At 52.0% G+C, this 26,419-nt stretch carries 18 protein-coding genes; 13 read left to right on the top strand and 5 right to left on the bottom strand.

The genetic code is table 11. The features are described from left to right. Positions 1 to 251 precede the first annotated feature (251 nt). Positions 252 to 1,346: a UDP-N-acetylglucosamine--undecaprenyl-phosphate N-acetylglucosaminephosphotransferase gene (gene wecA / locus ABT56_RS17140; protein WP_047880125.1), complete on the bottom strand. Its 1,095-nt coding sequence runs from the start codon at positions 1,344 to 1,346 to the stop codon at positions 252 to 254. A 319-nt stretch (positions 1,347 to 1,665) separates the two neighbouring features. On the opposite strand from wecA, the gene ABT56_RS17135 reads away from it, so the two are divergent. Together ABT56_RS17135 and ABT56_RS17130 are read left to right on the top strand one after the other, a co-directional pair. Then, complete coding sequence (locus ABT56_RS17135; protein ID WP_047880124.1) at positions 1,666 to 3,117, top strand: MBL fold metallo-hydrolase RNA specificity domain-containing protein; 1,452 nt, start codon at positions 1,666 to 1,668, stop codon at positions 3,115 to 3,117. A 155-nt stretch (positions 3,118 to 3,272) separates the two neighbouring features. Beyond that, positions 3,273 to 3,659 carry a hypothetical protein gene (locus ABT56_RS17130; protein WP_240478343.1) on the top strand — a complete coding sequence of 129 codons (387 nt, stop codon included), beginning with the start codon at positions 3,273 to 3,275 and terminating at the stop codon, positions 3,657 to 3,659. Positions 3,660 to 3,788: 129 nt separating this feature from the next. On the opposite strand, the gene mnmC is transcribed toward ABT56_RS17130, so the two are convergent. Continuing rightward, positions 3,789 to 5,840: a bifunctional tRNA (5-methylaminomethyl-2-thiouridine)(34)-methyltransferase MnmC2/FAD-dependent 5-carboxymethylaminomethyl-2-thiouridine(34) oxidoreductase MnmC1 gene (gene mnmC, locus ABT56_RS17125; protein WP_240478342.1), complete on the bottom strand. Its 2,052-nt coding sequence runs from the start codon at positions 5,838 to 5,840 to the stop codon at positions 3,789 to 3,791. 367 nt (positions 5,841 to 6,207) lie between these two features. Here mnmC and fabB point away from each other — a divergent pair, with 367 nt between their 5' ends. The 10 genes from fabB to purF all read left to right on the top strand — a co-directional run bounded on the left by fabB (position 6,208) and on the right by purF (position 21,340). Beyond that, a complete protein-coding gene (gene fabB / locus ABT56_RS17120) occupies positions 6,208 to 7,422 on the top strand; it encodes a beta-ketoacyl-ACP synthase I (protein WP_047880121.1) in 1,215 nt (404 codons plus the stop codon). A 289-nt stretch (positions 7,423 to 7,711) separates the two neighbouring features. Then, positions 7,712 to 8,890: a 4-phosphoerythronate dehydrogenase gene (locus ABT56_RS17115; protein ID WP_047880120.1), complete on the top strand. Its 1,179-nt coding sequence runs from the start codon at positions 7,712 to 7,714 to the stop codon at positions 8,888 to 8,890. Continuing rightward, positions 8,887 to 9,900 carry an aspartate-semialdehyde dehydrogenase gene (locus tag ABT56_RS17110; protein WP_047880119.1) on the top strand — a complete coding sequence of 338 codons (1,014 nt, stop codon included), beginning with the start codon at positions 8,887 to 8,889 and terminating at the stop codon, positions 9,898 to 9,900. Before ABT56_RS17115 ends, ABT56_RS17110 begins: the two co-directional genes overlap by 4 nt. Before the next feature lie 323 nt (positions 9,901 to 10,223). Beyond that, on the top strand, positions 10,224 to 14,999 hold the full coding sequence (locus ABT56_RS17105; protein WP_157037884.1) for a FimV/HubP family polar landmark protein: 4,776 nt from the start codon (positions 10,224 to 10,226) through the stop codon (positions 14,997 to 14,999). A 164-nt stretch (positions 15,000 to 15,163) separates the two neighbouring features. Beyond that, positions 15,164 to 15,949 carry a tRNA pseudouridine(38-40) synthase TruA gene (gene truA, locus ABT56_RS17100; protein ID WP_047880117.1) on the top strand — a complete coding sequence of 262 codons (786 nt, stop codon included), beginning with the start codon at positions 15,164 to 15,166 and terminating at the stop codon, positions 15,947 to 15,949. 177 nt (positions 15,950 to 16,126) lie between these two features. After that, entirely contained in the window at positions 16,127 to 17,044 is a 918-nt protein-coding gene (gene accD / locus ABT56_RS17095) for an acetyl-CoA carboxylase, carboxyltransferase subunit beta (RefSeq protein ID WP_047880116.1), read from the top strand. Positions 17,045 to 17,260: 216 nt separating this feature from the next. Then, positions 17,261 to 18,535, top strand: coding sequence for a bifunctional tetrahydrofolate synthase/dihydrofolate synthase (gene folC, locus ABT56_RS17090; RefSeq protein ID WP_047880115.1), 1,275 nt, complete (start codon positions 17,261 to 17,263; stop codon positions 18,533 to 18,535). Positions 18,536 to 18,537: 2 nt separating this feature from the next. Continuing rightward, positions 18,538 to 19,137, top strand: a complete 600-nt coding sequence (locus ABT56_RS17085; protein WP_047880114.1) for an SPOR domain-containing protein — start codon at positions 18,538 to 18,540, stop codon at positions 19,135 to 19,137. A 64-nt stretch (positions 19,138 to 19,201) separates the two neighbouring features. Continuing rightward, positions 19,202 to 19,693, top strand: coding sequence for a colicin V production protein (gene cvpA, locus ABT56_RS17080; RefSeq protein WP_047880156.1), 492 nt, complete (start codon positions 19,202 to 19,204; stop codon positions 19,691 to 19,693). A gap of 129 nt (positions 19,694 to 19,822) precedes the next feature. After that, on the top strand, positions 19,823 to 21,340 hold the full coding sequence (gene purF / locus ABT56_RS17075) for an amidophosphoribosyltransferase (protein WP_047880113.1): 1,518 nt from the start codon (positions 19,823 to 19,825) through the stop codon (positions 21,338 to 21,340). 80 nt (positions 21,341 to 21,420) lie between these two features. Here purF and ABT56_RS17070 read toward each other — a convergent pair whose 3' ends face one another. Both ABT56_RS17070 and ABT56_RS17065 read right to left on the bottom strand, forming a co-directional pair. Continuing rightward, the gene (locus ABT56_RS17070; protein WP_047880112.1) at positions 21,421 to 22,020 is read right to left on the bottom strand and encodes a Yip1 family protein; all 600 of its coding nucleotides are present in this window, start codon (positions 22,018 to 22,020) and stop codon (positions 21,421 to 21,423) included. A gap of 220 nt (positions 22,021 to 22,240) precedes the next feature. Beyond that, on the bottom strand, positions 22,241 to 23,116 hold the full coding sequence (locus ABT56_RS17065; protein ID WP_047880111.1) for a LysR family transcriptional regulator: 876 nt from the start codon (positions 23,114 to 23,116) through the stop codon (positions 22,241 to 22,243). Between the two features lie 392 nt (positions 23,117 to 23,508). On the opposite strand from ABT56_RS17065, the gene ABT56_RS17060 reads away from it, so the two are divergent. Next, complete coding sequence (locus ABT56_RS17060) at positions 23,509 to 24,564, top strand: response regulator (RefSeq protein WP_047880155.1); 1,056 nt, start codon at positions 23,509 to 23,511, stop codon at positions 24,562 to 24,564. Between the two features lie 73 nt (positions 24,565 to 24,637). Here ABT56_RS17060 and ABT56_RS17055 read toward each other — a convergent pair whose 3' ends face one another. Further along, positions 24,638 to 26,029 carry a peptide MFS transporter gene (locus ABT56_RS17055; protein WP_047880110.1) on the bottom strand — a complete coding sequence of 464 codons (1,392 nt, stop codon included), beginning with the start codon at positions 26,027 to 26,029 and terminating at the stop codon, positions 24,638 to 24,640. Positions 26,030 to 26,419 lie beyond the last annotated feature (390 nt).

The following is a 26,419-nucleotide window of genomic DNA, read 5'->3' as shown; positions in this document are numbered from 1 at the left end:
TGATGCGCCAATTGTGAAAGCCGCTGTGTAAATTGATTATAGGTAGCCAATGTACTGCCTGGCGTGGCAATTATGCAGGTGTTGCATAAATGTGACACAATTTTGTGGAGATGCTTGCAGCTGAGTCGTCGTGAAGCGCTTTGTTGCAGCGAAAAATAGTGATGCGGGTAAATTGGCAAACAGCCTAACCGTAGCCGCTGACCCGTTATTGTCAGCAGCATAAGGCGAGGCTGAAGAGGCGAGGGCTGGGCTTATTTTTTGATGTTGTCCATCTTAGAGTAGAAGCGAGGCATGATGCTGGCTTGAAGTCGGCGGATAAGCGCGGTGATCCGCCAGATATAACAAATGGTAGTGTAGTAAAGGGCGAAGGTTGCCATGAAACCGGCAAACATGACGTAGTCGGCAACCCCGTTTATTTCGCCAATGATCCCAATAAGAGCAAGGCTGGCGGCAAACAGGCAGATCATGCACAAGGTCATGGTCGGCGACATGCCGAGGCGCTGGCAGATATGGTGCAGGTGTTCGCGGTCAGGCTTGAAGGGGGACTGCTTCTTGCGCAGACGGCGGATCATAATCGTTGCCATGTCCATCAGTGGTAGGGCGATAACCCACAGCGCGGTGACGGGTTTGAAGCTGGCCTGCTCTGATTGCGTGCCGTGCAATAGTAGCCACACCACAGTGAATCCGATGAAGACACTGCCTGCATCGCCCATGAATATTTTCCATTGTTTGCCAAAGGGAAAACCGAGGTTGAGCATTAGGTAGGGGATGGTGGCAATGACAATAATTTGACAGAAAGAAAACAAATCTGTGTTGCCTGCAAGCATGAATAAAAAGCCAAGTGCGGCGAAACTTATTACAGACAAACCACCGAGTAGTCCGTCTATACCATCCACCATATTGAAAGCATTGATAGCACCGGCTACGGCAAGAACGGTGATGGCATAGCTAAGTGCATTAGATAAGGTAATATCGCCGAATCCGAAAATATTACCCAGTTGGGCCAATTTCAAATCACTGACGATAATCAGGCTAAATGACACTGCGACTTGGACGGCGATCCGGAATTTTACGCTAATATCAAGCTTGTCATCGACCGCCCCAACGAGGACGAGTATGCTTGATAATATTAAATAAATATTTGAATCAATAGTATTTAATGGGGAAGTTAGCACGCAGGTAGCGACGCTGGCAAAAATGGATAAGCCACCGATTAGCGGTATCACCCCCTGATGATGTTTACGTTCGTTGGGGGTATCGACAAGCTGTATTTTCTTCGCCATGTGCCAGAGCACATAGAGTGCGCAAAATGACGCCAAAAAGACGAAGTAAAGCTGACTTTCCATTGATCTTCCTTATCAAGGCTTTGGTTTTGTAAATGTTATACTGGTTGCATAGATCGAAAAAGTCATACATTCAAAAGAATTCAAAGGCTAGACAAAATTCACACATTGAATACTGCTTTGTTGCTGCCCTTATGATTTAAGTGTAGTCATTTTTTTGACTTTCAAGTTTGGGCGTTGTGTTACGTTAATCCCTCATGAATGAACCACAGGGATTATTCATTCTTTTTTTCGTGAAGTGAGTCGGGAGAATACCCCATCAGGCTTTTGCCTGCGGGGAGTTTTGCCATTATCGCTCGGTATATTTCTTGAAGGTGAAACCATGCAAATCATTCATCATGGCGCCCACTCGGGTGTCACGGGATCCTGTCACGAGTTACGCATTCAGCAACGCGGCATTCTTATCGATTGTGGCTTGTTTCAGGGTGATGAAAAAAATGGGTCATTGGATATAGAGTTTCCGGTAGATCACATCGACGCCCTGTTACTGACCCATTGCCACATCGATCATGTTGGCCGCATTCCTTGGCTATTGGCAGCGGGATTCCGCCGTCCGATTTACGCCAGCGAGGCAACCGCCGCCTTGCTGCCTCTAATGCTTGACGATGCCCTGAAGATTCAGCTGAAGCTGGGCAAGGAGCAGCGCAGTACGTTTATTAATTTGGTCAGCTCCTTGCTGCGCCCGGTGCCGTTCAACTGCCAGGCGGTGGTGACACTGGCCGATGGTGGGCGGGTGAAAGCCTGCTTCCGTCAGGCGGGCCATATCCTCGGCTCTGCATATATCGAATTGGAGCTGGCTGATGGCAAGGTGGTGGTCTTTTCTGGCGATCTCGGCCCATGTGACACGCCGTTGCTGGTCGATCCGGTTCCTCCGCAGCGTGCCGATACCCTGGTGATAGAAAGCACCTATGGTGATCGGTTGCATGACAATGTGACTGAGCGGAGCTGCCGCTTGGCGGAGGTGATTGCCAAGTCGTTGGTTGATGGTGGGTCGATCCTGATCCCGTCGTTCAGTGTCGGTCGAACCCAAGAGCTGCTGTTTGATATTGAGATGATTTTGAGCGAGGTCGCTGCCAAGGCAGAGGCTGATGCAGAAAACCAGAAATGGGACGGTAGAAAAGGCCGGGGCAAGAGCGCCGGGCGGGCAGTTGGCAATTTTAACTGGTCAACATTGCCGATTATTTTGGATTCGCCATTAGCCGGAAAAATTACCGAGCAGTATGAGGTGTTCCAGCGTCTATGGGCCAAAGAAGCGAAGCACAGGGTGTTAAAAGGGCATTATCCGCTTTCTTTCTCGCAGTGCGTGTCTATCGAGAGCCACGAAGAACATATTAAGCTGGTCAACCGCTTGCGCCAGAGCGGAGAGCCTGCGGTGGTCATTGCCGCCAGCGGGATGTGCGAAGGGGGACGGATTGTCAATTATCTCAAGGCGCTGTTGCCCGATCCCCGTACAGATGTGGTGTTCATCGGTTATCAGGCATGGGGGACGACCGGAAGAGCTTTGCTGGAGGAACCTGCTGAGATCGACATCCAGCGCGAAAACATACCGGTGAAGGCGAAGATCCATCAGATTTCCGGTTATTCAGCTCATGCGGATCAGGCTGATTTGCTGAAATTTGTCGAGGGAATAGAGGTAGGGCCGGAGCAGATAAGGGTTGTGCACGGGGATGCTCCGGCCCAGCAGGCCTTTGCCGCTCAATTGCGCCGAGTGAAGCCTGATAGTGAAGTAGTGGTAACGGCTAATATCGATAAGCCGGTATCTTTGACCAGCTGATATTGGGCGGGCGATCAGACAGGTACACTTGATGTGCGGTGAGACTTCAGATGTCTCACGGGCTAGGCTCATAACTGAGACGGCGGATTTGGTTCTCCATCTATAATTACAGACATATTAATAATAATGGGTTTGGTAATGTTAGAAGGGGAACCATGATGTTTAAATCATTGGTGGTAATGGCATTTGCCAGTTTGATCTGTTTCACGGCTGTTGCGGCGGAATCGGGGCAGCCAGTCCAAGCAGCTTCGTCCTCGGTGCCTTCGTCGTCAACAGCATCGTCGTCAACAGCATCGTCGTCGCGCTCGGCAGTTCAGCAAACAACGCAAGCAAATGCCCAGTCGGCAGTTGCCCAAGCCAGTGCTAAGGCAGAGGCAACCGGCAAGGCGGCGGGGATCGACACTGCATTTGCCGCATCGGCCGGGGGGATCACTGCCACCGTGTTGGCGTTGGGGGCGGCAGCGGTTGTTATCGCGGTTGCGGTCTCTGATACCGGCGGTGATGACGACAATGCCCCACCGGTAACGGCAGAGGCCGAGTAGATGGCACTCCGGCCGAGATAAAGTAGAAGATAAAAAAAGACAGGCAGCGAAAACAAAGCCCCCGGCATTTCCCAATGCCGGGGGCTTTGTTGTTTATGAACTTGCCTGAACGGCGATCGACAAAGAGCCTTATAGCTGCTTGCCTTTGACCAGCTTGCGCACCCACATCCGGCCTGGATGCAAAGCCTCCAGTACGCTGACAGGCAGCGGTAGTGGATCACCGCAGATCTGCGATGCCAGTAGCTCGCCAAGCAGTGGGGCTGAGCTCAGGCCGCGTGAACCAAGGCCGATCATGGCATAGAGGTTCAGATAGGTCGGCACGCGTTCTGCGTTGTCCTGTTCATTTTTAAGGTTGTCGTACTGGCGCAGCAGGTCGTCGTAGCGGCACACGTCGCCGACAAACGGTAGGTGGTCACGGCTGGCACAGCGGATTCCGACGCGGGCTTGGTTGGCTGACATATCAATGGCGGCAGGCCAGTCGGCTTGCGGCAGGCAATCAACCAGACGTTGTTTGTTATCGGCATGTTCGCTTTCGCTGAAGTCCAGTTCGGTGCTGCCACGGCGGTAGCTGGCACCGATGCAGTGGCTCTCGCCGCTGGCATTGACCGGCGTCAGGTAGCCGTCATAGCAGAGTACGGTTTTCAGCTCGCCCAGCGATGGGTTGGTCGGGATATGGCTGACTTGGCCGCGCACCGAGTAGGCTGGGATCGGCTGGGTTTGCGGGTAGTCGGCAAAACGGTGGCCGTTGGCAACAATCACGCACTCGTGGCTGTAATGGTTGCCCTCGCTGTCGCCTAGTTGCCACTGGTTTGTCTGGCTGTTGTGCTCAAGGGTGGTGATATCGCACCCGGTCTTGATGGTGAGTGAACCGCTCTGCTCGGCCATTGCCAGTAGCTCTCGGGTTAGCTCTTGTGGGCACAGCCAGCCGCCAAGCGGGTAGTTGACGCTGGCATGGCCGGTTGCCACGCCCGTTACGGCTTGGGTTTGCTCGTTGTCTAGCTCGCGGATCAGTGCGTCTGGGAAGCCGCCGCTCATCATTTTGGCGAGCTTGCTGGTGGTGTTGTCGTCCCATGCCAATTGGGTTACGCCGCTCCAGCCGTGGGCGAAGTTGGCTTTTTCGGCCGCTTGCTCGACAAACTGGCGGGCATAGAGGAAGGCCGGAGCGAAGAAGCGCGACAGAGCATCGTTGGATCCGTTAAGCAGCGGGTATACCGCTCCCTGTCGGTTGCCGGATGCACCTTCTGCGAGCTGGCCGTCACGGCAGTACAGGGTGGTTGCAACGCCTCGGCGAGCCAGTGCCAATGCGGTAGTGGCCGAGGCGATACCGCCACCGATGATGGCGATAGCATTGCCATCTTGTCGCGAAGCCGCCTTGCGGTGATACCACGGCTTGGTGTTGGCCGGGGTGTGGCGCTCGCTCAGTCTGCCCGCGATCATTTCCCGCTTTTTGCCGAAGCCTTTGACTTTCCACATCTTGAAGCCGGCATCGAGCAGGCCTCGGCGGACAAAGCCCGCAGCGGTAAAGGTGGCAACCGTGCCGCCTTGGCGGGCCAGTTTGGCCATGCCGTCGAACAGGCTCTGGCTCCACATTTCAGGGTTCTTGCTCGGGGCAAAGCCGTCAAGGAACCAGGCATCAACGATGCCGTCGTCGCCGGTCCATACCTGCGGCATACAGTCTTTGATATCACCGAACCACAAGTCTAGGGTAATCAGGCCATCTTCGAGTACAATACGGTGGCAGTCGGCAACGGCTGGTGGATAATGGGCGTGGAGCTGGCTGGCCAAGTCGGCCAACTCCGGCCATGACTCATGCGCCTTGACCAGATCGGTCAGGGTGACGGGAAACTTTTCGAAGCTGATAAAGTGCAGCTCGCGCAGGGGGGCATCGGGGTTTGCAGCCCGGAATGCCTTGAACCACTGCCACACCGCCAGAAAGTTTAGGCCGGTTCCGAAGCCGGTTTCGGCCACGACAAAGCGGCGGTGCTCGCTTTGTTCCCAGCGTTCGGGCAATCCGTTCTGCTTGAGAAATACATAGCGGGTTTCTTCGAGGCCATTGGTGTTGGAGAAATACACATCATCAAAGTCGTTGGAAACCGGTGTGCCGGCATCGTTCCAGTCCAGTACCGCGTTTTCGATACGGGTACGACTGGTTGTAGTTGACGGTTTGGCTGAATCTGACAAGGGAAGAAACCTCATTGTTGCAAGTGGTTAGTGTGCCAATGGTATTCGTTGGCGAGCGGGTTTTGTGTACAAAACACCCAGTGAACACCCTGTTGGGCGGGGATTGTACCCGATCAAAAGGAAAGCTGACCACTTTTGCGGGCTAAAGCCGTTATTATCCACTTAGCAAAAAGAATGTCTTGGCGTAAGTAGCCGCTTCTGCCGTTGGCCCTGATGGTGAATTTATCAGGTCGGCACGGTATATTTTACGCGATAATGATAAGTGAACATCCACGTTATACCCAAGTTGGCGCAGAGTGGCCTTTGCAGGCAGCCGTTGCCGTCCATACTGAGATGACTTGGGTATAACAGACAGTAGGAATACATCATGAAACGAGCCGTAATTACTGGCATGGGTATTGTGTCCAGCATTGGTAACAACGTGGAAGAAGTGCTGGAGTCTCTGAAAGCGGGTAAGTCCGGTATTACTTTTTCTGAGCAGTTTGCTGAGAAGAATCTGCGCAGCAATGTGTGGGGCGATCTGAAAATCACACCGTCTGAGCACATTGACCGTAAGAAAATGCGCTTTATGGGTGATGCGGCTGCGTACGCTTACCTTTCTATGGAGCAGGCCATTGCCGATGCGGGCTTGTCTGAAGACCAAGTTTCCAACGATCGTACTGGCCTTGTAGCCGGTTCGGGCGGCGCTTCTGCGCTTAACCAGGTTGTTGCGACTGATACTATGCGCGAAAAAGGCGTGAAGCGTGTAGGTCCTTACATGGTACCGCGTACGATGTCTTCAACGGTTTCGGCTTGTTTGGCTACACCGTTTAAGATCCGTGGCGTGAACTACTCGATGAGCTCTGCGTGTGCGACATCTGCTCACTGTATCGGCCATGCGGTTGAACTTATCCAGCTAGGCAAACAAGACGTCATGTTTGCAGGTGGCGGTGAAGAGCTTGATTGGTCAATGACCATGATGTTTGATGCGATGGGCGCGTTGTCTACCAAGTACAACGAAACTCCTGAGCAGGCATCTCGTACTTACGATGCTGATCGTGACGGTTTCGTTATCTCTGGTGGCGGCGGCATGCTGGTTATCGAAGAGCTTGAGCACGCATTGGCGCGCGGCGCGAAAATCTACGGTGAAATCGTGGGTTACGGCGCGACATCTGACGGCTACGACATGGTTGCCCCTTCGGGCGAAGGTGCGGTGCGCTGTATGAAGATGGCGATGCAGGATCTGGATGCACCGGTTGACTACATCAATACCCACGGTACATCTACGCCGGTTGGCGACCTGAAAGAGCTGGGCGCGATCCAAGAGTTGTTCGGCGAGAACAGCCCTGCGATTTCTGCGACCAAGGCGATGACGGGCCACGCACTGGGTGCGGCAGGTGTTCACGAGGCGATTTACTCAACGCTAATGCTGGACAACAACTTCATTGCACCAAGTATCAATATCGTGAATTTGGATGCGGCTGCTGAAGGTCTGGACATTGTTACTGAGAAACGCGATCAGGAATTGAAGACTGTAATGTCGAACAGCTTCGGTTTCGGTGGCACTAACGCGACATTGGTTATCAAGAAGTTCGAAGGCTAATTGGCCGTCGACACGCGAATAATACTAACTTTTGTCATTATCCAGGATCGGCACCGGCAAAGGAGCCAGTCTAACAGCCTTTAGCGGGGATGTGTTGAGCTCGGCATCCTAGGCCGGTGCCAAAATAGACAGACGCGGCACACGCTCTGGCATAGTATGGACTTTTGCGGGACCTGTCTATGACGCAGCTTGTGTTTTCATACCTGGATGTTTTGCCCGGCCATGTGCCGGGCTTTTTTATATTTGGGATATAATACTATCCCAAAGATCAGTAACCAAAGGACACTCCATGAAGATCCTCATTGATGAGAACATGCCCTATGCGGCAGCGTTGTTTGGCCAGCTTGGCGAGGTCATCAGCAAGCCGGGGCGAACCCTGAGCGCCGATGATTTGGTGGATATCGACGCCTTGATGATCCGCTCGGTGACCAAGGTCAATGCCGAGTTGATCAGCAAGGCCAATGTGCTCAAGTTCGTTGGTACTGCAACTGCCGGACAGGATCATGTTGATGACGTATTGCTGGCGCAAAAGGGGATTGCTTTTACGGCGGCACCGGGCTGCAACAAGGTGGGGGTCGCCGAGTATGTACTCAGCAGCCTGATGGTACTTGGCCAGCAGCAGGGCTTTTCGATTTTCGACAAAACCGTGGGTATCGTTGGTGCGGGCAATGTGGGTAGCTACTTGGCCAAGTGCCTCGATGCGCTGGGTATCCGCTATTTGCTCAATGACCCGTTCAAGGAGCAGGCCGGTGATCCCCGTACTTTCCATACCCTTGAGCAGATCAAGGCCGAGTGTGACGTGATCACCCTCCATACACCTATTACCCGTGATGGTGCCTACCCAACGTACCATTTGGTCGACAGCGCGTTTATGGCGGCCATGAAACCGGGGGCGATCTTGATCAATGCCGCTCGTGGCCCGGTGGTGGATAACTCAGCCCTGAAAACGGCGTTGCAGGCCAGCCAGTCTGGCTCTGGAAAAATGCTGACGGCAGTATTGGATGTGTTCGAGCACGAGCCGCAGGTTGATTTGGCGTTATTGCCGTTGCTTGCTTTTGCCACGCCGCATGTGGCGGGTTATGGCCTTGAGGGCAAGGCGCGCGGCACGACGATGGTATTCAATGCGTTCTGCCAATTTCTCGGTCTTGATGACGACCAGCAGGTTGAAGCGTCTAGCTTGCTGCCTGTGGCGCCAATCCCGCAGGTTGCACTGAGCCAACAATGGGACGAGGCGAGCCTGTTCAGCCTAACCCAGTTGGTGTATGACGTGCGCCGTGACGATGGCGTGTTCCGCCGTGAAATGGGCGCAACGGAGCAGGGTACTCCGCAAATGGCCGCCGCATTTGACCGGATGCGGAAAAATTATTGGGATCGCCGTGAATATAGTGCGATTACAGTAGCGGGCGAGGCCCATTTTGGGGTAGAGTCGCTGGCTAATTTAGGTTTTACTGTAGAGGAAAGGCCATGAGCCAGGAATTTGATATTGCCGTTCTAGGTGCCACTGGTGCCGTTGGTGAGACAATTGTCGAAGTACTTGAGGAGCGCAATTTTCCTGTTCGCAATCTCTATCTGCTAGCATCTGAGCGCAGCGCGGGCAAAACCCTGCGCTTCAAGGGTAAGAGTGTACGTGTTACCAATGTCGAGGATTTCGATTGGGGTCAGGTGCAGCTTGCCATTTTCTCTGCCGGTGCAGAAGCGTCTGACCGTTGGGCGCCAATCGCGGCCGATCAGGGCGTGATAGTGATCGACAACACTTCCCGTTTCCGCTACGAATACGATATTCCGTTGGTTGTGCCTGAGGTGAACCCGCACGCACTGGCCGAATACCGTAACCGTAACATTATTGCCAACCCTAACTGCTCGACTATCCAGATGCTGGTGGCGCTTAAGCCGATCCACGATGCTTATGGTATCGAGCGTATCAACGTGGCGACCTACCAGTCAGTATCTGGCTCGGGCCGTAAGGGCGTTGACGAGCTAGCGGGCCAAACGGCTAAGCTGCTTAATGGCCTTCCTGCCGAAACCAATGTGTACGACAAGCAGATTGCTTTCAACTGCCTGCCACACATTGACCAGTTCATGGACAACGGCTACACCAAAGAAGAAATGAAGATGGTATGGGAAACCCAGAAGATTCTGGGCGACGATAACATCCGTGTGAACCCGACATGTGTTCGCGTGCCGGTATTCTACGGCCATGCCGAGGCGGTACATGTTGAGACATGCCAGCCGGTGAATATCGAAGAAGTCATTTCACTGATGGAAAATGCCGAAGGTATCGAGGTCTTCCACGGTAACGACTACCCGACTCAGGTAGGCGATGCGACAGGCAAAGATCACGTTATGGTTTCCCGTATCCGCGAAGACATCAGCCATCCGTGTGGCCTGAATATGTGGGTTGTTGCTGACAATGTGCGCAAGGGCGCGGCGACAAACAGCGTACAGATCGCCGAAACGTTGATTGCTGATTATCTTTAACGGCTAAATAATCTCTTATAGGCTCTCAAGTTATTGGATTTGAGAGCCTTTTTTATACTATTGGTTGCAGAATCGCCATTAATTCCGAACCATGCTCACATTCTCGCCTTCAAGTTTGTTTGCCGTAGGCCGATAGTGAGTAATCTAGTATGATATAGCCGTAAGTAAACTCAAGATACCAACTACCCTGTACCTTGGTTGAAGGTCACTCCCTTTTCGTGAAAACACGCATTTTGAGGCCGCTTGGGTATCTATATGATCAATATCGGGTGTTTGTACCCTGAGATCAAAGCATTAATTCCTGCCAAAGAGGACAGCAGGCAGTGTCTGATTTTTCTAATAAGATGATAAAACGTCTCGTTATTCCGGTAGTATTTACCGCCTCCGCCATTCATCTCCCGGTTTACGCAAATACTATCCGTATTCTTGGTCCTGCAGATGAAGCGCTGCCCGTTGAACGTACGGTTTCTCCTGTGGTTTCTCCGACGGTTTCTGCTGTATCAGCTGTCCGCAGTAGCCAGAATACAGTTCCATCGGCCAATAACCGTTACGGGCCGACCACACAGCAGGAAACCCTGTGGTCGATCGCCTCGCGTTACCGTCCTACTACCAATCATTCTGTTTACCAAGTGATTGGTGCAATCTATCGTTTGAACCCTCAGGCTTTTGAAGGCAACAATATTCACGGTTTGCAGCCTGGCAGCGTGCTGGTGATCCCTACGCCTGAGCAAATCAGCCGTGAAAGTACGGATTTGGTCAAGCGCCAGTTGGAAAGGGACAAGCACCCTGCTGCCTCGGGTGCGTCGTCACAGCGTACGGCCTCGTCTCAGAAGCCTGCGCCGAAGCCAGCACCTAAGCCGGTAGAAGAGACCAAAGCCCCGAAAAAGGTTGCCGTAAGCCCGGTTAAGCCAGAGGTCAAATCTGCGGCGGCAGATAAGAAGGACGATGCCCCGGCTAAGCCCGTGGTGAATACGGACAAGAAAGCGGATAAGAAACCCGCAGACAATAACACCGAGACACCGCCTGCCAAGCCAACCTCAGCCCTGTCAAGTACGGCTCTGTCGTCTGCGGCTTCGCAAGCGGCCAAGAGCCCGGCGGGCGATGGCGGCACCAATTCTATCAAGCCAGATCTTCTGCAGGCGCAGTTGGATGCCTCCGACGAGCAAATGAACAAACTGCTGGAAAGCAATCATTTGCTGCGAGTTCGTCTGGCAGAAATGCAACACGAAGTTGCCGCACTTAAAACCCAGATCACTGCTGATGAGCAACTACGCGGTCAAATTAAAGATTTTATTGATCAGCAAAAGGGTCAGCAGGCAGCGCAGCAGCCAAACCAGCCTAAGCTAGCACCCATCCCGGAGCCAGGCTTTTTTGACAATTTGATCTCCAACCCGCTGGCATTGTTGGCGATGATGCTGGTGCCGAGCGGTCTGATTGTCGCTGCGGGTATCTTCTTTATGAGACGCCGTAAAAATGAAGAGGATGATGAGCTGTTAACGGATCCCGATAAGGGGCCGGAATCGCCATCCTCCCCTGATTTGGGCAGCTCGGTACCGGAGATGGATTTGGACATGGAATCCAAGCCGGATGCGCTTGAACCGGATTTGGATGACTTGTTCAAGTCAGAGGATGCGCTGTTCGATGATAATAACGATAGCCTGTTCGGCACATCGAATGATTCTCTCGATTTGGACGATTATTCCGTGGGTAACGGCCTTGGCCCGAGCAGCATTTCGGTCAAAGGTGACGAGAAGGCGATTGGCCTGGAAGACATGGAGCGCGCGCTGGACGAGCTGGATCAGAAGGTGGATTCGTCTTCCGATGCCGATTTGGCGGCGATGTGGGAAAAGTCACTGAGCGGCAATGACGAAGAGGACAGCTTCGACCTGACCTTGGATGATGACGATCTGTTGCTTGATTCCGATCAGAATGATGAACGTGATGATTTGCTTGATCAGTCCATGCTCGATGATTTGCTGACTGACAGCCTACCAACGGATACGCCAGCGGTTGACCGTTCTGCGACGGAGAATCGTGTTGCCCCAGAAGCGGCCCGTACGGAACCGGTAGCCGATAGTTTGGTTGATCAAAATGAGCTCGATGCGCTGTTTGATAACTTCGATAGCTTTGATGAAGATATTTTCGAAGAAAAAAATGATGCCAAGCAGCAGGCTGCCGTTGATAAAGCGGTATCTGATGCCGAGATGTTGGCTCAGTCGCCGGGTAAAAATGAGAGCGTAGACCAAGATGAGCTTGATGCATTGTGGGATCTGCCACAGGCAACGGCGTCCGATCTCGACGGGTTTGGTTTCGATGACCTTGCTGATGAGGGCGAGGAGAAAAAAAAAGAATCTGAGCCGCAGTCTGAAGTAGAGCCGGCGGAGCCTTATACTAATCTGCTGGCGCAAACGCCACGCCTCAATGAGGGTGAGGAGCTGGATGGTAGCGATATTTTGCAGCCTCAGCCCGTTCCGGTTGAACCGCAGGTGGCGCTTGATGAACCTGAGGTTGCCGTTGAGCCGCCGGTTATTGATAGCCTTGCCGATATGGCGTTCGAGCCGCAAAACGTTAAACCAGAGCTAGCTCCGATAAGCCTGGTCAAGCCGCCGGTTGACGTTGATGTACTGGAGAACGGTTTTGATGAGCATGTTCTTGATGGGTTCGACGAGAATAGCGTTGTCCTGCTGGACGAGCTGGTAAAAGACGAAGATGAGCTATCTTCAGATATCGACCTTGAAGAGAACAGTGTCGAGTTGTTAGATGAGGTGTTGGGTGAAGACGAGGATGAACTCCACGCACCTGACATCAAAGTTGATGAAAACAGCACGGAGCTGCTCGATGAGGTGTTGGCAAAACACACCCCAAAGGACCCGTCTGAGCTTGAGGCAGAATCACAGGAGCCTGAAGCGGCGAGCCGCCCGGCTGATATCGATCAGGCCTTGTTTGAAGATGCGCGCCATGCTGAGCGTCGGCCTTATGATCAGGGTGGTCATGTTCCGGGTGAGGCCGACCATCTGGGAAAGTCTGAACCTGAGCAACCAGTAGAGCCTGAGCGGTCGCTAGAGCCCGAGGATATGCTTGTTGCGTCAACGGCTGAGCAATTTGCTGGCGTTGAAGATGCTGAAACGGATGTCGCTCCGGCAACGGATGCTTACGCTGATGTCGCAGAGGCTGCGCCGGTTGACGATCGTACCGACGAGATGGCGGAGGAAACGTTTCAGCCAGAGGTTGAAGCTCCTGCTATTGATGTGCCAGCTGTTGATGTTGATGCTGCTTCCTCGATTATGGAGAGTGCCAGCACCGATTTTGCTGACGAAGCTTACGAGGTAGATGAGGCTTACGAGGTTCTCGATGATGATCTCGCAGCAGATAGCGATGAGGGCGAGCAGGGGGTAGGTCAAACAGTTGACCAGCTACTGCAATCACTCGAAGCGCAGGGCGCCGTTGATGTTGATAACGAAGAGCTGCATGACGCGCCGCTTGCGGCTGAAGCGTTCCCTGTTTATGACGAAGAGGCTGCTCTGGCCGATCTGGATGCTCAAGAACCCGTTGACAATGAGCATGCACCGATAGAGGTCAGCGATTTGGCTGGCGAGGCTCCGGCCCCGGTTGCCCCGGAGGCGTTGAGCCTTGAAGATTTGCCTGAGTTCGATGAAGAGAGTGCATGGAACGATCCTGAGGCTGAGTTTGAGATTGAACCGGCTAAAGAGCTTTCGGCCGATGAAGAGCAGGTCATGCTGGACAATATTGTCAAGCAGTTGCAGCAGGCTGCCGAGGCCGTGGAACGAGCACCGTCGGTACCAGATACGCATGACGAGGATACGTCTGTCGATGCGGAATTTGAGCCAGCAAGCAATATGCCGTTCGATGCTGTCATGGCGGAGGCGATGGCCAATCTAGCCGAGCAGGAGGAAGGTAATAGCGATATTGCTGGCGAAGATCTTGCTGAGGATAGTCAGGCCCCTGCTGGTGACGATGAGCCTGCAGTTTCTGCCAATGAATTTGGTGGGAGTTATTCGATTCATGGTCGCCAGGATATTCAGTTCGAGACGCTGGATCCGAATAGTCTGCCGGAGTTCGGAGAAGATGACGCCCTGCAGGCATCTTTCGATGAGCAGAACGAACTGGAACAGTATGAGCTTGAGCATGGCCTGAAACAGCTTGATAGTGGCGCTCAGTTTAATGACCGTTATTCGGGCCAGTCTGGTAATGGCCGTCAAGAGGCTGGGCTTGACGAGGTGATGATTGATTCAGCGGGTCTGGATATGGATGCGCTGCTCAATGAGCCCGTTGAAGACCCGGCTGACCATCAGCCTGAGAAGCCGGCTTTGCAGGTGCCGCCAGTATTGCCGCAAGCGGATTCTAAAGCGGTTGAGCACGGTTTTGAGGAAAATGGCCGTGAGCTGCTAGAGCAAGAACGCGAGGAACTGTGGTCGCTGTCGGATATGAGCACCGAGGACTCGAGCTTGTCGGATGATGAGCTGTCGCAGGAAGACAGTGCGATTTGGGCGGCAAGCAATCCTGAGCCGTTGCTGGAAGGCGAGGATTGGTCGACCCAGCCAGAGATGCACCGTGAAGATGTTGCTGATGCGATGGATAATTCGACGGCCGATAAGTGGCCTGCCGAAGAAGAGGTATCGGTGGCGCAGGCGGATGACATTATCGCTAATCATGAGGTTGCAATCAGCGAAGCCGTCACTGAACTGCCTGATTCTGAGTTGGTGGGTGGCGACGAAGCGGGCAGTGAGTTGCTTGATGAGTCCGTTGCAGAGCTGCCTCGTTCATCCCAGTCTCCTTACATCAGTATTGATGATCTCCTCAAGGAGTTGGACGAGGAGGATGAGAGCTTGGCGAAGAATCTTGATGAGGAGCCTCTGAACTTGAATGTCGGTTTGGATGAGTTCCCGGATGTGCTAGATGGCGTAGCGTCATTTGATGTTGATAGTCAGGGTGAGTTCGCGAGCAAGATGGATCTGGCCAAGGCTTACCTTGAGATGAATGACAACGAAGGGGCTCGTGGCCTACTGCAGGAAATCGCCGAGCAGGCGGATGCCAAGTTGCAGCAGGAAGCCAAGGAGATCCTGCGTCATTTGCGCTAACTGAAAGAGTCGTCGCTAAAAATAGAGGTCCTCAACCTGTACGGGTTGGGGACTTTTTTTATACGGTATTGGGGGGCTGCCTTGCCCCTTTGCCCCTAGAAACCCTATAATCGCTCACTTTGATCATTCATTGGCCGTTAGGCCCAGCAACAACGAAGTGAATTATGCGAATTGCGTTAGGTATTGAATACGACGGGGCGAAGTACTACGGTTGGCAGCGTCAGCGGGATGTGGATAGCGTGCAAGAGCGCTTGGAAAAAGCCCTTAGTAAAATTGCCAATAAGCCGATTGAGGTACAGTGTGCCGGCCGTACCGATGCGGGCGTGCATGGCACCGGTCAGGTGGTGCACTTCGAGGTTGATGTGAACCGCAAGATGGCTGCGTGGACAATGGGGATCAACGCCCATCTGCCGAAGGACATTGCTGTGCGCTGGGCTAAGGAAGTGAATGACGAGTTTCACGCCCGTTTTAGTGCCACGGCTCGCCGTTACCGTTATGTAATTTACAACCATGCATTGCGTCCGGCTATCCTTAGTTCAGGGGTAAGCCATTATCATGGCGAGCTGGATGAAAAAGCGATGCATGAGGCAGGCCAGTATCTTTTGGGTGAGAATGACTTCACATCCTTCCGTGCTGTGCATTGTCAATCATTGAGCCCGTGGCGTAATCTAATGCACTTGAATGTGACGCGTCAGGGCCACTATGTCATTATCGACATCAAGGCCAACGCCTTTGTTCACCACATGGTGCGCAATATTACCGGTAGCCTGATCAAAGTGGGGCGTGGCGAAGAAAAACCGGAATGGATCCAGTGGTTGCTGGCCCAGAAAGATCGTACGTTGGCTGGCGCGACGGCCAAGGCGGAAGGCCTTTATTTGGTTGAGGTGGATTACCCTCAAGCGTTTGATCTGCCTAAGGCGCCGATTGGCCCTGTGTTTCTGCCGGATTAAGCAAAAAACCGCAGGGAGGACGGCCAAACTCAACTAGTAGTACCAGTTTTTTATCTACAGGCTGGCGAGTTTGTGCTTTAATCCTTGTTCGGAAATTTAACGAATTTGTCATTCTCTGCTAATACTACTATTTGCTAATAACTCATAAGCAGGGAAAAAGAACATAAAAGGTCATTCATGAGCTGGCTCGAAAAGATCCTAACTAAAAGCAACATTGTTTCTTCTCGCAAAGCGTCTATCCCTGAAGGGGTGTGGACTAAATGTACCTCTTGCGAACAAGTGCTTTATCACGCCGACCTTGAGCGTAACCTAGAAGTGTGTCCGAAATGTGACCACCACATGCGGATGAAGGCTCGCCGTCGCCTTGAGACGTTTTTGGATGCCGATGGCCAGGTAGAAATTGCTGCCGAGCTTGAGCCGCAAGATAAGCTCAAGTTCCGCGACTCCAAGAAGTACAAAGATCGCCTGTCTACGGCGCAAAAAGCAAGCGGCGAGAAAGATGCCCTCGTTGCTATGAAAGGCACCCTGCTTGGGCAGCCTCTGGTTGCCTGTGCGTTTGAATTCTCTTTCATGGGCGGTTCAATGGGCTCGGTGGTAGGGGCGAAATTTGTCCGTGCTGTTGACGAGGCGATTGCCAATAACTGTGGTTTGGTTTGTTTTTCTGCCAGTGGCGGTGCGCGTATGCAAGAAGCCCTGATGTCGCTGATGCAGATGGCAAAAACCAGTGCTGCGCTTGAGCGCCTGTCAGGCAAGGGCCTGCCGTTTATCTCGGTATTGACTGACCCGACAATGGGCGGTGTATCGGCAAGCCTGGCGATGCTGGGTGATATCAATATCGGTGAGCCTAAGGCTCTGATCGGCTTTGCTGGTCAGCGTGTTATCGAGCAGACAGTGCGCGAGAAACTGCCTGAAGGTTTCCAGCGCAGCGAGTTCCTGCTTGAGCATGGCGCGATTGATATGATCGTTGACCGCCGCGAGATGCGTGACCGCATCGGTGGCTTGGTTGCGAAAATGACGCAAATCGAATCGCCGTTTGTCGCTAAGCTCGAGCCTGCCAAGCCTGAGGCTGATGCCGCAGACGATATTCAAGAATAATCCGCCTTGCCGTGTATTGATTCTGCAAACGGGACCTTCGGGTCCCGTTTTTGTTATGTCTGCAATATGGACAGCAGGAGTGCCTGTTAGTTAGGCATTTTTGTATAATTCGTGCTGCTGAGCTCTTATTTAAACGATTGAATTGCCGTGGCGGTTTGGGATTCGGGGTTTCAGTGATAAATTAGTGGCTATATTCACCCAGATAACGAATGAAGAATGTCCGGATTGACAGCTCCCCAGGCAAACGCCTCTTTGGCCACTTGGCTAACCTATCTAGAACAACTCCACACCAGCGCCATCGACCTTGGGCTTGACCGTGTTCAGGCCGTTGCCCAGCGTGCGGCACTGACCAAACCCGCCGCGCGGGTGATCACCGTAGCTGGCACCAATGGCAAAGGCTCAACTTGTGCGATTTTGGAAGCCATTCTGCTTCAGGCTGGCTACAAGGTGGGTGTGTACAGCTCGCCGCACCTGATCCGCTATAACGAGCGGGTTCGGATCAACGGTAGTGAGCTTTCCGATGCCGCCCACAGCGAGGCGTTCGCCTTTGTCGAGCAGCAGCGTGGCGATACGAGCCTGAGCCTGTTTGAATTCGGCACGCTTGCAGCGTTGCAGCTGTTCAAAACCAATCAGGTTGACGTTGCTATTCTCGAAGTGGGGCTGGGTGGCCGTTTGGATGCCACCAACATTGTCGATCATGATGTATCGGTGATCACCAGCCTGGCGATTGACCACGTTGACTGGCTAGGCGATGACATCAATGTGATCGGCTATGAGAAGGCTGGCATTTTCCGTGCGGACAAACCTGCAATTTGTGGCCAGCCTAATCCGCCGGCGACAGTGGCTGCCCATGCCGATGATATTGGTGCCAAGTTGTATCAGGTTGGGTACCAGTTCCGCTACGAGCGTGACGGCGAGACGTGGTCTTGGCACAGTGGCTGTTTCAGTTTGGAGGACTTGCCGGTACCGTCGTTGCCGCTGCCGAATGCCGCTACGGCCCTGATGGCTTTGGCATCAGCCGAGTTGGATATCAGCGATGAGGACATTGTGGCAGGGCTTGCCGGCGTGCAACTTGCCGGTCGGATGCAGCGTATATCGGAGTCGCCGCTGGTGATTTTGGATGTTGCCCATAACCCTCACTCGGCAGCGTATTTTGCCGGGCAATTGGCTACCATTAAGCAGCAGGCGGGCAAGCAGCGCATTCATGCGGTGGTGGCGATGCTTCATGACAAGGATATTGCCTCGACGGTGGCCGAGATGGCCGGTATTGTCGACCACTGGTATCCCGCGTCACTGACCGGCCCGCGTGCCGCAACGGCGGCTGAGATTCAGGCATACCTTCCAGCCGGAACGGTGGCTTATCACACCCCTGTGGAGGCTTATGACAAAGCTCTGACAGAGGCAACCACTGAAGACATGGTGATTGTGTTCGGTTCATTTTACACTGTTGGCCAAGTCTCTGATCACATTACAGCACAAGCACAGGAGTAAGAGTGGCAAGTAAATTTCAAAGTCGTTTGGTCGGTACTATCATCCTGGTTGCGATCGGGGTGATTTTCCTGCCGGATCTGTTTGATGGCAAAAAGCAGCATTACCAAGAGCAATTTGCCAGCATTCCGCTAAAGCCGCAGGTTGCCGAGGAAACCGAGTATGCCTCTATTCCCGAGCCTGAATTCGCCGAGGTGGAGTTGCCGCCCGATCCCGTGACAGTGGTCGTCAGCGAGGTGGACAACCCGTATATTCTGCCGCCGGAAGACGCCAACACCGACGAGCCACAGCCGCTCGCGCAGGAAATGGTGAAAACCGACCCTCAGCCAGAGTCAGCCCCGAAAATCGGTAATATTGACAGCGGTTGGATGGTGCAGCTTGGGGTTTTCCGTAATTTCGAGAACGCCTACCAGCTGGTTGCTAAGCTGCGCAAGGAGGGCTTTCAGGCCCATGTCTTGCCGAAAGTCCCGCAGCCGGGAGATTTGGCTCGGGTCGTTGTCGGCCCGGATGTATCGAAAGACAAGCTGGCCAAGCAAGTAAAAGAACTGGAGAAACTGACCGGCCTGAAAGGGCAATTGGTTAGATTTAATCCATTAAACCCTTAGGTAAACGTTTGCGTTCGCATTTTTTCTGTTAGAATACGCACCAACAAGACGAAAATAAAAAATGATGATCTGGATTGATTACGTAATTATAGGCGTAATTGGCTTCTCGGCCCTTGTCAGTTTGATACGGGGGTTTGTCAAAGAAGCATTGTCGCTGGTGATTTGGTTTGCCGCGTTTTTTATCGCTAGTAACTTCTATCAGAAGCTGGCGGTCTACTTCTCGAACATTCAGGATGAAATGATCCGGAACGGGAGTGCAATCGCCGTTCTGTTTATCTCCACCTTGGTGGTGGGAGCGGTGGTCAACTATGTGATTGGCCAACTGGTCCAGAAAACGGGTCTGTCTGGCACCGATAGGGTGTTGGGGATTGTGTTTGGTGGTGTACGTGGTGTCTTGATCGTGGCAGCTGTCCTGTTCTTTATCGATGCCTTTACCGGCTTTTCGAAAGCCGATTGGTGGCAGCAGTCGCAGCTTATCCCACAGTTCGGGGTCGTGATTGAGTGGTTCTTCTCGTACATTAAGGACACATCAAGCTTTTTGCCTACCGTTAAGTAGCGTTGGGCACGATAGTAGAGGCGCGGGCAGGGGTGTCGGCGCCAAGGAAACAACAATTTACAGCGGGTTCTCGGGATACTGGGTTCCCGCTGAAATTTAACTATAGAAAGCGTGACGAGGATTTAGGACATGTGTGGTATTGTCGGAATCGTGGGCTCGACCCCGGTTAACCAGTCTATCTATGATGCACTGACGGTGCTTCAGCACCGTGGCCAAGATGCGGCTGGTATTGTTACCTTGGAAAGCAATCGTTTCCGTCTGCGCAAGGCGAACGGCTTGGTTCGCGATGTATTCGAAGCCCGGCATATGCAGCGTCTGCAGGGTAATGTGGGCATTGGCCATGTACGCTACCCGACAGCAGGAAGCTCTAGTGCATCGGAAGCACAGCCATTTTATGTGAACTCTCCTTATGGTATATCATTGGCACACAACGGTAATTTGACCAACGCTACCGAAATCAGGGATACCTTGTTCGAGTCTGCCCGCCGCCATGTAAATACCACCTCCGATTCAGAAATCCTGCTCAATGTATTGGCTAACCAGTTGGATGGTGCCAAGTCTTACCCGATTTGCCCCAATGAGATTTTCGCGGCTGTGCGTGAGGTACACCGTATTGTTTCTGGTGCCTACGCTGTCGTGGCTATGGTGATAGGCCACGGTATGATTGCTTTTCGTGACCCGCATGGTATTCGTCCGCTCTGTTTGGGCAAGCGCGAGGTCAAGGGCCAGATTGAGTACATGGTGGCATCAGAATCTGTTGCGCTTGATGCAGTGGGCTTTGATTTCATGCGTGATGTCGCGCCGGGCGAAGCGGTCTACATTACTTTCGATGGCCAGTTGTACACCGAGCAGTGTGCCGACAATCCTTCTTTGAACCCGTGTGTGTTCGAGTTTGTTTATTTTGCCCGTCCTGATTCGTTTATTGACAAGGTGTCCGTCTATGGTGCCCGAGTGCGGATGGGTGAGAAGTTGGGCGAGAAAATCCAGCGTGAGTGGGGGGATATCGATATTGATGTTGTGATACCGATCCCTGAGACTTCTTGTGACAGTGCGTTGGAGATCGCCCGTACGTTGGATAAACCCTACCGTCAGGGGTTTGTGAAAAACCGTTATGTGGGTCGTACCTTCATCATGCCAGGTCAGCAGTTACGCCGTAAGTCAGTACGTCGCAAGCTCAATGCTATCCGTTCTGAGTTCAAAGACAAGAGCGTACTGTTGGTGGATGACTCGATTGTGCGCGGTACAACATCAGAGCAGATCATCGAGATGGCTCGCGAGGCAGGTGCGCGTAAGGTGTACTTGGCGTCGGCGGCTCCGGAGGTGCGTTTCCCGAATGTCTACGGCATTGACATGCCGTCGGCCAACGAGCTGATTGCCCACGGTCGTGAAGTCGATGAGGTCTGTAAGCTGATTGGAGCCGACGGCTTGATTTTCCAAGATATTGACGACTTGTTGAGTGCGGTTGCCGAGGGCAATCCGGAGATCCAGAATTTCGAGGCATCAGTCTTTAGCGGTACGTATGTGACCGGTGACATTGACCAGAGCTATTTGGATTTTCTTGATTCGCTGCGTAGCGAAGATGCTAAGACCCAGCGTGAGATCCAGCAGGATCTTGCCACTTTGGAGCTGCACAACGAAGGTGTGTAATCGTTAATAATGCGCTCTGTCTATGAAAAATCCCCGGCCGAAGCTGGGGATTTTTGTTTGCAGGTCGGTGCTTTTGCCGATCAGTGGCTAAACACTGGGCCAATTCCCCAATTCCAGAGAAGTACGGAGCCTGTGATAATGCTAACGAGCAAGACCAAGCCACAGGTGACGATGGAACTGGCGTAGATGAAACCGCGTTCCTCGGGAATGTGCATCAAAATGGGAACACCGGTGTAGAGCAGGTAGACCGAATAGGCAATGCCGATCAGCCCAATAATCATCAGAAACCAGATTTGAGGGTAAATTGCTGCGATGCTGACCATGAAGAGCGGCGTTGCGGTGTAGGCCGCGAGCTCAAGGGCTTGGGTATATGTAGGTGTCGAACCGAAGGTGCGGCTCATCCAGTAGATTAGGTAAGCGAGTGCGAATACGCCGCCGACCAGTGCAAAATACATGGCGACTGACATGGCGAATGCACTGTTCTGGGTCAGGAATATGGGGGAACCAACCCCAATTCGCCAGCCGATAAACACGCTGGAGATAAAGGCAAAGATTGGTGGTAGCAGTGCAATCAGCAAAATATGGCTGAGGCTACTCTGAATACCTTCGTGTTCTTTGTCGATGGCTGTCCATTCTTTCTTAGGGTGGGCATATAGCCCGAAAAGGTGTCCCAGAATCATAATGTTTCCCCACAGTGTATTCCCACATGTAAAGAACACGCGTGCAGCCCTGCTTTTAGTGTTCTTCTGTCGTTTGGCTGTCGATCTTAGACCAAGGTAAACCTGTGTATTGGTAAAAGTGACATTATTAACGTTTAGTCGGGCTTGATGGGGATGGCAAGGAATGACGTGCAACAGGTTTGCGTTCCTGTTGCACACAGGTAAGAAGGGAATGGTCCTATTACAGTTTGAAGTAGGTGCTGGCGAACTCGATAAACAAGCGCAGTTTTTCTGGCTGGTAATCGCGGTGGTTGTACATCAGGTATACATCGCGTGGGTTTGATGACCAGTTTTTCAGGATCTGGATCAACTCGCCGGAGGCGATGTATTTTTCGAGCATCACATCTGGCATTAAGGTGATTCCCAGTCCTGCCATACAGGCTTTGCGCACAACATTCAGTTCGTTGGCCTCGAAGCGACCGCGATCGCTGACGGTAATGACTTCACCGTTGCTTTCGGTTAGACGCCAGCGCAGGAGTGGTTTGCCTTTGAGTAGCGGATGCTGGTGGAGATCCTGTGCATGTTTTGGCTCAGGGTTATGCTTCAGGTAATCAGGGCTGACAACCAAGATATCTTTGACCGCATTGACCTTTCTGGCAATAAGGGTGGAATCGCGTTGGGGGCCGACGCGGAAAATGATATCCCAGTCCGTTGGATCGAGCAGTTCAGGATCATTGCTCATCGAAATTTCGATATTGATTGCCGGGTGCTCTTTCATGAATGCATTAAGCAATGGTTGGAGCATGACCTTGGTCAAGTTCGATGGTGCTGCGATTTTTAGTTTACCTGCCGCCCCTTTGCACTCTTCGCTGATGTGTTCGGCCGTATCAACCAGTCGCTGCAGCAGTGGGCTACAGTCGTCATAGAATTTCTGACCGGCTTCTGTGAGCGAGAGCTTGCGGGCATGGCGGTTAAGCAACCGGATGTTCAGGCATTCTTCAAGAGCCTGAATTCGGCGGGTCAGGGTTGCAACAGGCACCTGCGTTTTACGGGAAGCTGCAGTGTAGCTCCCATTTTCTACCACCATTCTGAAAAGATTTAAATCGTCAAGCTTCATAACTCTACATCACTGAAAACTTATAATGGTGAATTGTATAACAAAATATGTAAGAAGATGTCGATAACATGGCAACTTTTGTCGTAAATCAAATCTCTTGCCATTGTTTGGAAATAATTGCTTCTTACTATTTGAAATTGTTAAATTTTGATATGCATTGCAAAATTACTCTAATCTTAACATTCTTTTGCTGGATCACTGACGGTTGAGTAAATGCTGCCTATGCTTTTTACAGGCTATGAATATCCAAGCTACCTTAAGATCCTTGTTTATGCGAGAGCGGATTGACCTTTTGGTTCATTGTGTACGTTGTACTTTGGACTAACAAGGGGGTGATATCGGTGTTATTCGAGGCGGAAAGTCAGAATTGCAGAACAGCGCGAGGGATGACGTTGCTTGAAGGTAAAGATGTATTAGTTGTAGAAGATGACCCGGTATTTACCACAATGCTGGCGGGCTTTCTCGTCCGGCAGGGCTGTTTGGTACGTACAGCCGAAAACGGGTTGGAAGGGTTAAAGGCGATGCGTGATGCCATTCCTGACGTGTTGCTGTGTGATCTTGAAATGCCGGTACTGACGGGGATGGAGTTTGTCGAAGAGGCATCCTTGCAGTATCCGATGGTGCCGATCATTGTGATTTCAGGTACGGGGAATATGGCTGATGTTGCTTCGGCATTGCGGCATGGTGTGAAGGACTTCTTGATCAAGCCGCTTGATAACATCATGGTGCTGAAATCGGCCTTGCTGTCGGTGATGGGCAGCCAAGATAGTGCCACAGAGGGATCCCGGGATTTTTCTAGCCAGTGGGTCAACGTTGATGATGAAACGGTGATAGACGAAGAATTGGAGTGGCATATCGATGAACTTAAGGCCAATCCACAGGCGTCGAGGGATCTGTTGCTTGGATTGATGCCAGACACGGAATCTCGGCAGGGAGATTGGCAGGTTAACTATTGTGTGCTTCAAGATGCAGGCACTCTTCCGGTGTTGCTTGATTACAGCTGGATGATAGATGGCCGCTTGGCTTTTTATTTGGTTGATGCGGCGTCAGGCGGTGATAAAGGCACAGCAACGACTTTATTGATCCGCGCATTTTTCAATGATTACCTAAGAACCCGTATGGCGCAGGAGAATAACCTGCCAGCACTCATTCAATTGATTGAGAAGGGGGTAGCCCAATCGGGCTATGCTTCACCGGTAAGAGCCTTGTTCGGGATATTTGATGCCACCGACCGTTCCTTGAGTCTTGTATCGACGGGGTTGGCCGGTAAATTTCAAACCAGTGATGGGGGGCAATTTGTGCCGCCACTTGCCTGGTTAGGAAAAGGGGCGAAACACAATGACGTGATGCGGTTGCATTTGGCACCATCTGGCGGGCGGTTATCATTGTGCGAGGCCGGAGCTGGGAGTTTTAGCCTGATCTTCAAACGACTTGGTATGCGTGAATAAAAGTGTTGCATTGGGTATAAAACAAAAAAAGGAGAGCCTTAGCTCTCCTTTTTAGTTGTGCTTTATTAAATGATTATGCCTGAACGGGTTGTGCTTCAGCATCATCTTCAACAACGGCTTTACCTTCTGCACCGTGCATCCAGCGGATTAGCTGATTTGAGCATAGTAGCAGTAGCAGGCCAGAAACGGTTGCTGCAATGGCAATACCGCTAAAGATAGCCATTGGACCGGCTTCGCCAACGTGGGCACCGATAATACCGGCAACATAGTTAGCAATAGCGTTGAAACCAAACCATGCGCCCATCATCAGAGAGGCCAGACGAAGCGGTGCCAACTTGGTAACTAGTGACAGGCCGATTGGCGATAGGCATAGCTCACCCAGTGTATGGAAGAAGTATGCGCCAACTAGCCATAGCATAGAGGTTTTCACTGTTAGGTCGCCGCCTTGTTCCAGAACCGCGCCAACCATACATAGGAAGCCAGCGGCTAGGAAGAAAAGGCCCATCGCGAATTTAACCGGCGAGCTTGGTTCTTTAGGGCCCATCTTCACCCAGATAGCAGCGATAACCGGTGCCAGCGTGATTACGAAGAACGGGTTTAGTGACTGGAACCATGCAGCAGGGACTTCGAAGCTGCCTAGCATACGGTCAGTATATTGCTGGGAGAAAATGTTCATCAGGCCACCGGCTTGCTCGAAGCCAGCCCAGAAGATAACAACGAACATACCCATGATCATGATGACTTTTAGGCGGTCGCGCTCTTGAGTGGTAAGAGGCTCTTTTTTGCCTGACTTGTTCATCTGTGCCGCACGCTTGGCTGCCGGAACCTTACCGATATCGCCCAGTAGGCGTTCAGCAAAGATAAGCTGAATGACAAGGCTCATCAGCATACCGATACCCGCTGTTAGGAAACCTGCTTTCCAGCCGTAAGTTACTGAAGCTGTACCCGCGATAACCCCCGCCATTAATGAACCAAGGTTAATACCCATATAGAAGATGGTAAATGCGCCGTCACGACGGTTGTCACCTTCTTTGTATAGGTCGCCGACCATGGTAGAGATATTTGGCTTGAACAGACCGTTACCGATAATAAGAAGCGCAAGGCCTGCGTAGAAGGCTGTTACCGCATGCGGGTCAACCATGCTGTGGGGTAGGGCCAGAGTAAATTGGCCAAGGGCCATCAGGATACCGCCGATAATGATTGAACGACGCTGTCCTAGGAAGTTGTCAGCAATCCAGCCACCGATAAGAGGGGTAATATAAACAAGGCCGGTGTAGATGCCGTATAGATTCAGAGCGTCTTGGGTTGTCCAACCCAGACCGCCGTTGATGGTCTTGTCAGTTAGATATAGGACAAGAATGGCTCGCATTGCGTAGTAAGAGAATCGTTCCCACAGTTCGGTACCAAACAGCAAGAACAACCCCTTAGGGTGGCCTAATAAAGTACCACGGGCGTCGTTGTTCATAATTATTCTCTGTATTTGGATGTATTGTGTTTGCTTGTGTGGCGTCTTTTATAAATGACAAATAATTAAACTGCAAATCTTTACATTTAAAGAACAATATTTAAAACTCACAAGATGTTGAAAAGTAAAGATTTGTTTGTTTATTGTTCAAAAATGAAAAATGAGTTTTCCTAGTCTTGTTGGTGTGGTTATTCTGTTTTTATGCTTTGTTGTGGTGTATTGTTCTGTTTTTGGTGTTAATGTTGGAGTGTAATGCTGAGAAATTTATATTTTAATGATTGTTACATTTGGCGCTTGTCATTAACTTCCGAAATTGACCGAGCTGTGATGTCGGCCGTGCAAAAAACGTGGGGCAGGCAATAATTTTGGGCTCGTGGACACATATTCAAA

Source organism: Photobacterium aquae (genome assembly GCF_001029445.1).
In the GTDB taxonomy this organism is placed as follows: Bacteria; Pseudomonadota; Gammaproteobacteria; order Enterobacterales; family Vibrionaceae; genus Photobacterium; species Photobacterium aquae.
The sequence above is the reverse complement of the archived record's forward strand: the minus strand, read 5'-3'. Positions and strand labels throughout refer to the sequence as shown.